This is a genomic window from Vibrio sp. A8-1 (assembly GCF_013048685.1).
Classification (GTDB): Bacteria; Pseudomonadota; Gammaproteobacteria; order Enterobacterales; family Vibrionaceae; genus Vibrio; species Vibrio metschnikovii.
Genome location: NZ_VHTC01000059.1, coordinates 1 through 6,358 on the forward strand (window position 1 = coordinate 1; position 6,358 = coordinate 6,358).

The 6,358-nt window shown below is 38.5% G+C and carries 9 protein-coding genes; 5 read left to right on the forward strand and 4 right to left on the reverse strand.

Features of this window, described 5'->3' with window-relative positions; genetic code table 11:
• Positions 1-230 precede the first annotated feature (230 nt).
• Together FKN93_RS16690 and FKN93_RS16695 are read right to left on the reverse strand one after the other, a co-directional pair.
• The gene (locus FKN93_RS16690; protein ID WP_170905699.1) at positions 231-530 is read right to left on the reverse strand and encodes a type II toxin-antitoxin system RelE/ParE family toxin; all 300 of its coding nucleotides are present in this window, start codon (positions 528-530) and stop codon (positions 231-233) included.
• An 8-nt stretch (positions 531-538) separates the two neighbouring features.
• Entirely contained in the window at positions 539-781 is a 243-nt protein-coding gene (locus FKN93_RS16695) for a type II toxin-antitoxin system Phd/YefM family antitoxin (protein ID WP_045572526.1), read from the reverse strand.
• Between the two features lie 268 nt (positions 782-1,049).
• Between FKN93_RS16695 and FKN93_RS16700 the strand changes: the two genes are divergently transcribed.
• Positions 1,050-1,346 (forward strand): antibiotic biosynthesis monooxygenase, encoded by a 297-nt coding sequence (locus tag FKN93_RS16700; RefSeq protein ID WP_170905700.1) that lies wholly within the window; start codon positions 1,050-1,052, stop codon positions 1,344-1,346.
• Positions 1,347-1,516: 170 nt separating this feature from the next.
• Here FKN93_RS16700 and FKN93_RS16710 read toward each other — a convergent pair whose 3' ends face one another.
• Both FKN93_RS16710 and FKN93_RS16715 read right to left on the reverse strand, forming a co-directional pair.
• Entirely contained in the window at positions 1,517-1,807 is a 291-nt protein-coding gene (locus FKN93_RS16710) for a type II toxin-antitoxin system RelE/ParE family toxin (protein WP_170905701.1), read from the reverse strand.
• On the reverse strand, positions 1,797-2,045 hold the full coding sequence (locus FKN93_RS16715) for a type II toxin-antitoxin system Phd/YefM family antitoxin (protein WP_000126952.1): 249 nt from the start codon (positions 2,043-2,045) through the stop codon (positions 1,797-1,799). The genes FKN93_RS16710 and FKN93_RS16715 overlap by 11 nt, the downstream gene beginning before the upstream one ends.
• Before the next feature lie 193 nt (positions 2,046-2,238).
• Here FKN93_RS16715 and FKN93_RS16725 point away from each other — a divergent pair, with 193 nt between their 5' ends.
• The 4 genes from FKN93_RS16725 to FKN93_RS18155 all read left to right on the forward strand — a co-directional run bounded on the left by FKN93_RS16725 (position 2,239) and on the right by FKN93_RS18155 (position 5,672).
• Positions 2,239-2,676: a GNAT family N-acetyltransferase gene (locus tag FKN93_RS16725; protein WP_154170975.1), complete on the forward strand. Its 438-nt coding sequence runs from the start codon at positions 2,239-2,241 to the stop codon at positions 2,674-2,676.
• A gap of 841 nt (positions 2,677-3,517) precedes the next feature.
• Positions 3,518-4,141: a DUF1349 domain-containing protein gene (locus tag FKN93_RS16735; RefSeq protein WP_064626866.1), complete on the forward strand. Its 624-nt coding sequence runs from the start codon at positions 3,518-3,520 to the stop codon at positions 4,139-4,141.
• A gap of 154 nt (positions 4,142-4,295) precedes the next feature.
• Positions 4,296-4,871, forward strand: a complete 576-nt coding sequence (locus FKN93_RS16745; protein WP_170905702.1) for a class I SAM-dependent methyltransferase — start codon at positions 4,296-4,298, stop codon at positions 4,869-4,871.
• Positions 4,872-5,006: 135 nt separating this feature from the next.
• On the forward strand, positions 5,007-5,672 hold the full coding sequence (locus FKN93_RS18155) for a DUF4145 domain-containing protein (RefSeq protein WP_170905703.1): 666 nt from the start codon (positions 5,007-5,009) through the stop codon (positions 5,670-5,672).
• Positions 5,673-6,358: the final 686 nt, after the last annotated feature.

A 6,358-nucleotide genomic window follows, 5' to 3' on the forward strand; every position in this document is an offset into this window, starting at 1 on the left:
GTCAGTTCTGAGTGAAATCATCACGTCAGTCGTTGAGAAGAAACCGTACCCGAACGTTTTTGATCTATAAACTGCACATGCTTCTTCAGGCATGGTAAGTCAAGATACCTCGGTGAACGCTTACGTTGAGTTTAGTGATTACGGTGTTGTGCGTAAAGTTGGTCGTTGCGTTTCGGGCTACTTAATTGGGCGTTAGCTTACCAATCGAAACTATCGTCCATAATTGTTTATTATTTCAGGTGATTTTGCGGTAACTGAGATTGCCCTAATACAGCTACGATTAAGATGAAATTCTCTTCCTTTGTGAAGTAAGCAGTATGTTTTCCAATCGGAAAGTAAAAACCGTTATTATATATTTCATGGCAGCTTCGTCCTAAATCAGGATTATCGGCGAGCATTTGAAAGCCAGAAAGTAGTGTTTCTTTATAACGTTGCCACTGTAATTCGGAAAAATTGTTGATGGTATAATTTTTTACTTTACGTAAATGAGTTTGAGCCAAACTACTCAGTTTATATTGTTTATTATGCATATTGTTTGTTACAGCTCATTCAAAAAATCTTTACCATCAACGACATTGCCTTTTGCCAAGTCATCTTTAGCCGCGTTGAAACAATGTTTAAGATATTCTGTTTTCATCATTTCAAGCTCTTCGTAGTCATGTATAGACATCACGACAACAGCATCTTTGCTGTTTTTACTGATCTTAATTGGTTGGCGTTGAGCATTAAGAAGCAATTCACCAAAATTTCGTTTAGCGTCATTTGCTGTTAATGTATGCATGGTTGTTCTCCACAGTCTTAAGTCTAACTGGAGTATAGCTTATCACACGAAGCGGTCAATGTGATTAAATCGCACGAAATGTGTGAAGGGGTAAGCTAACAAGGCGTTTAAGAGGGATTCGCAACGCGTGGCATTTTCGTTATGCGTTGATTTTATTAGTTTTTAGTGCAATGAGGTGAGTTGGTCGTTGCGTTGCTCACCCCTTAACGCGGCGTTATGTGCCTAATAGTTTTCAACGTCTATATTACTTATATCACAAGGAAATCATATGTTTAGAGTCATATATGAGTGGCGAGTGCCATCTAATAAAATGGATGAATTTCAAAAGGTTTGGAGTTCTACAACTGACTCTATTCATCATACAGTCGAGGGTGCTCTCGGCAGTTTTATGCTTCATTCCTTTGATAAACCTGAAAAGGTACTAACGATTGCTAAGTGGCGCTCTCGACAAGATTGGGAATTATTTTGGGAAAATAGTAATCCTGAAAAAATGCAGAAAATGCATGAAATTGCTGAACGAATTTCGGTGGAATCGTTCGACCAAATAGAAGATCGGAGTAAATAATAACCCCGGCACATAACAAACAATTCAAGCAGACCCTCAACGCGTGGCATTTTTATTATGCGTTGGTTTTAGTGGTTACGGTGTTGTGCGGAAAGTTGGTAGTTGCGTTTCGGGCTACTTAATTGGGCGTTATACCTTGCCGAAAAAAGAGGCATTGATTGGTATATTAATCAGTCATCTAATCGTTTCATTGCGCTACGGTAAACATCACTTCGCTCTCGTTTTCCAACTGCTAATACCGTTACCACGATGACGTCATCTTTTACTTGGTAAACGAGACGATAGCCAGACTGACGTAGCTTTATTTTATACATGTTGTCAGCGCCAGAGAGTTTTGATGCTGGTACATGTGGGTTTTCTAAGCGTTCAATTAGTTTCTTTTTAAATTGTTGTTGCAGCGTAGAGCCAAGTTTTTCCCATTCTTTTAACGCGCTCTTTTTGAAATCAAGTTTATAGGTCATCGATGTTTACCGAAATGCTTTCTTCAGACTCTCGTTCTCTTGCAATCGCTAATAGTTCGAGATCATCGAGTCGATCCATCATCATTTCGTATGCTTTTGCTGGAACACAGTAAAAGGCAGGTTCATTTCGGTTAAGTACAGCGACAGGTTCACCATATGCACTTGTTGCAACTTTCATCGGATTAGCTTTTAATTCAGTAATACTTGCAGCTACATCGGCTAAGATTCTAGCGGTCATTTATTGAGTCCTTTAAGTGGTCTTAATAAAGGTCATTCTAGCGCTATAAGAACGGTATAACAAGGCGTTCAAGAGGGACAGCCAACGCGTGGCATTTTTATTATGCGTTGGTTTTTATGGTTACGGTGTTATGCGGAAGCTTGGTAGTAGCGTTGGCTGCCCCTTAACGCGGCGTTAGGCTTTTGGAGGAAACATGGATATTTCCCTTAGACGGGCGAGCGAGACAGATATTCCTTTCTTGCTGTCATTACGTGATAAAACGATGAGGCAGTATCTAGAAGAAGTAGGTATGCCAACGAGTACTGAAGAATATGAAAAGCGAATACGCTTTGAGTTTCCTCATGCGCAAATCGTTGAATTGGATGGTAACCCTATTGGATTGTTCAAAGCCACATACACCGAAGAACTTAACTATTGGTATTTGGTTCAAATTCAGATCTCTCCTGAGTTTCAAGGTTTGAAAATAGGCAGTAAGCTAATTCTTGACCTAATTGCTAAAGCGGAAACAACGAAATCAAAGGTTGGGTTAAGCGTGATTGAAACTAACCCAGCTAAGCAACTGTATTTGAAATTGGGCTTTGAAATCGTGAAAAACTTTGGGGCTGAGCAGTTGTTGGAGCTACAAGCCTAACAAGCAATTTAAGAGGGATTCACAACGCTTGGCATTTTTGCTTCTACTTCAAATTTAGTGTTTATGGCACAATACTTTAGGTTTAGGTGGTAGCGTTGTTTACCCCTTAATTGGGCGTTATGCTTTATTGAGCCTCAGCAAAATCAATATATAAATTTTAATGGGAAAACTTAGTCTGATTTAGACGTTTTTGTATTCTAATTTATTGATATTATGAGTTTATTGTTCTTTTTGGTGGCGATTGAAAGTTGAACGATACTTGTGTTTTTTCGGTAACTTTGCCCTGATAAATTGTGCTCGCAAAAGGTTCGGTTTTTGCTGAAAGGTCTCTTTCTTTGGTGTTGTTTGCTCATTGATTCCACCGGCTATTTCGCTTCAGCATGTTTGGGATCTCATGAACATCTTGCTTGCTGACAGTGTTTGGTTAGCGCAAGTTTATCGATGTTTGTGCGCTTTTGTCTGGTTCTGCTCTGATAAATTGTGTGCGTAAAAGGTTCGATTGTTGCTGAAAGGTCTCTTTCTTTGGTGTTGCTGGTTCATTGATTCCGCAGGCTAATTCGCTTCAACTTGTTTGGGATCTTATCGACAACAATGATTGCTGAAAGTAGGCTGGTTTGTCATTTTGAGTTAAACTGCTGCGAACAAATGAATTTTGTAAAAGTTCAATGTAATCAATAAGTAATAAAGCATAACAAACGCTTCAAGAGGGACTTCCAACGCGTGGCATTTTTATTATGCGTTGATTTCGGTGGTTTCAGTATTATGCGGAAACTTGGTAGTAGCGTTGTCAGCCCCTTAAGCGGGCGTTATGTGAATTTTGTGAACAACAAAGAGATTGATAATGGTAAATTTTACTTTTGGGAAGTGGGTTTCTGAACCGAAAGTCAGTGAAGTAACTTCCGAGTTTGTTTCGATAACAACCGAGCCGAAAACTGATTTTTGGCAACGTTCTTATTATGGATTTCGTAATGAAAATGCCCCTGCACTATTGATTGATTCAAAAGATAATTTCACCTTTACAGCTAAGGTAAGTTTTACTTATCAAGAGCTGTTTGATCAATGTGGATTGATCATTTATCTCGATAATGAAAATTGGTTTAAAGCTTCGATAGAGTACGAAAATCAATCATTTTCTAGGCTGGGTAGTGTAGTTACAAATTTAGGGTATTCAGATTGGGCAACCACCGATATCCCGCTTCCTAAAGAGATTTGGTATCGTTTAAGTCGTAGAGGGCCAGATTTTCTTATTGAATCCTCGTTTGATGGCTTGGTTTTTAACCAGATGCGTATCTTTCACTTACATCAGTTGGGAGAGACTACGATAGAAATGGGTAAATGTAATCCCCCCTTGCCGACACAAAAAGTGGTCAGTTTTGGAGTTTATGCGTGCAGTCCTTCAGAATCATCGTTTACAGCAAAATTTACCGAAATGAGCCTGGAGCCTTGTAAATGGTTAGCTCACTAGGCTCAAATTCACATAACAAACGCTTCAAGAGGGACAGCCAACGCGTGGCATTTTTATTATGCGTTGGTTTTTGTGATTATGGTGTTATGCGGAAAGTTGGTAGTAGCGTTGTCTGCCCCTTAAGCGGGCGTTATATGACTAAAGGAGTCCAGTTTTGATCAGATGGGATCATGTTGCAGATCATGTTGATTTCAATCTTGAAATTTCTGTGGAAGACTTTTTAATATCGATTCCCCGAAATGGTAAAGTTTTAGATTTTGGTTGTGGTTACGGACGTATTTCAAATCAGCTTCAGAAGTTGGGTTATAAGGATTTAGTTGGTATAGATTCATCAAAAGAAATGATTAATCGAGGTCTAACCGAATATCCTGAACTTGATTTACGTTATCAACAAGATGGTTTATTTTCTTTTTCAGACAATTATTTTGATGCGATAGTGGTATGTGCAGTATTGACTTGTATACCTGTTCAGGATTCTCGTGAAAAAGTAGTATCTGAACTCTGGCGAGTTTTGAAACCCAGCGGTGTGTTGTATTTAGCTGAGTTTTGTTCAATCGAAAGCCTACACTTTTTATCAGGTTTAGGCATCGAAATGTGGCATAGTCGGCCAAAAGAGATTGAGGCTTTGCTATCAAACTTCAGTATTGAATTGTCGAAAGTATCTGAAACTTCAACCATTTCAGGTCATGTCAGTAATGCGGTTCATATCATCGCGCGTAAAGTCATATAACAAAGCGTTCAAGAGGGATTCGCAACGCGTAGCATTTTCGTTATGCATTGATTTTATTGATTTTTAGTGTAATGCGGAAGGTTAGTAGTCGCGTTGCTCACCCCTTAACGCGGCGTTATGTTACAGGAGATAACAGTGGCAATAGAAAAGCAAAAATTAAAATGTAACATTTGTCAGAATTATACCTTTCATCAACTGATACATTCTTACCAACAAGATTTGAGTGAAGAACATTTCTATTGCGAGCGTAGATATAGACTCTTCGAATGCTGTGGATGTCAAGATGTGAAAATGGAACGCGCTGAATATTCAGATTACTGTGATTACGATGAAAATGGGATAGTTCCTGATATTTCTATTTATCCGCCATATACCTTACGTAAAAAGCCTAGTTGGCTTGCAAGCTTAGTTTTTCCCTTTAATGCAGACACGGGGCCAGTAAACCATGAATTAATGGAGCTGATTAGTGAAATATACGTGTCGTTGCAGAATGGATGTAACCGACTTACGGTTATGGGGATTCGAGCATTAATTGAGCATGTTATGATCCAAAAAGTTGGTGACAAAGGGCGATTTGTCAAAAATATGGATGAGTTCGAAAGTCAGGGATACATATCTAAAGTTCAACGTGTTGCATTAGATCAAGTACTGGAAGCAGGTCACGCTACAATACATCGATCGTACAGCCCAAAACATAAAGAAGTCATAGCCGCTATTGATATAGTTGAGAACATTATTGAATCAATCTATGTAGTAGAAAAACATCAACACAGTTTAAAAAATGTTCCCAAGAAAAAGTAACATAACAAGGCGTTAAAGAGGGATTCGCAACGCGCGGCATTTTCATTATACATTGATTTTATTAGCTTTTAGTGCAATGCGGTAAGTTAGTCGTTGCGTTGCTCACCCCTTAACGCGGCGTTATATTTCTCTTAAATTCAACGTACTACAAATTTAAAAGTTAAGTGGTAATGTGAGTGTTTTGCTGGTTGATGATTTCTTGTGAAGCATAGCTGTTGATTTGATCAAGTTTATCAATGTCTAACGAACATTATTGTTTAATCGTATTTAGCAGCTCTTTTGATTTGGTTTACATTAATGGCTTATTTCTCTGATATTTATCATCAGAATCAATGGGTAAGCTTGATTCGATTTCAAAATTAATTGTTTTTTGTATCTAAATCTGGCTCAACTGACGTTAAGCTTTTGATGTTATGTACTATTTTCAAAGGTTGTTTGGTGTTTCAGTGGCTGTATGGAACTGAAATATAACAAACAATTCAAGCAGACCCTCAACGCGTGGCATTTTTACTGTGCGTTGAGTTTAGTGATTACGGTGTTGTGCGTAAAGTTGGTCGTTGCGTTTCGGGCTACTTAATTGGGCGTTATGTTTTTTATCACGTTTTGGGGCTATAATCGGTCAAACCTTTATTGATAGTAGGTGTGATATGAATCGAAAAGTTGAAGCTTACGGCGTTGATGCTGTT

Excerpts from the sequence above, each read along its gene's own strand:
- FKN93_RS16700 (WP_170905700.1), top strand. The coding sequence starts at position 1,050 with ATGTTTAGAGTCATATATGAGTGGCGAGTGCCATCTAATAAAATGGAT.
- FKN93_RS16695 (WP_045572526.1), bottom strand. The coding sequence starts at position 781 with ATGCATACATTAACAGCAAATGACGCTAAACGAAATTTTGGTGAATTG.
- FKN93_RS16715 (WP_000126952.1), bottom strand. The coding sequence starts at position 2,045 with ATGACCGCTAGAATCTTAGCCGATGTAGCTGCAAGTATTACTGAATTA.
- FKN93_RS16690 (WP_170905699.1), bottom strand. The coding sequence starts at position 530 with ATGCATAATAAACAATATAAACTGAGTAGTTTGGCTCAAACTCATTTA.
- FKN93_RS16710 (WP_170905701.1), bottom strand. The coding sequence starts at position 1,807 with ATGACCTATAAACTTGATTTCAAAAAGAGCGCGTTAAAAGAATGGGAA.
- FKN93_RS16735 (WP_064626866.1), top strand. The coding sequence starts at position 3,518 with ATGGTAAATTTTACTTTTGGGAAGTGGGTTTCTGAACCGAAAGTCAGT.
- FKN93_RS16725 (WP_154170975.1), top strand. The coding sequence starts at position 2,239 with ATGGATATTTCCCTTAGACGGGCGAGCGAGACAGATATTCCTTTCTTG.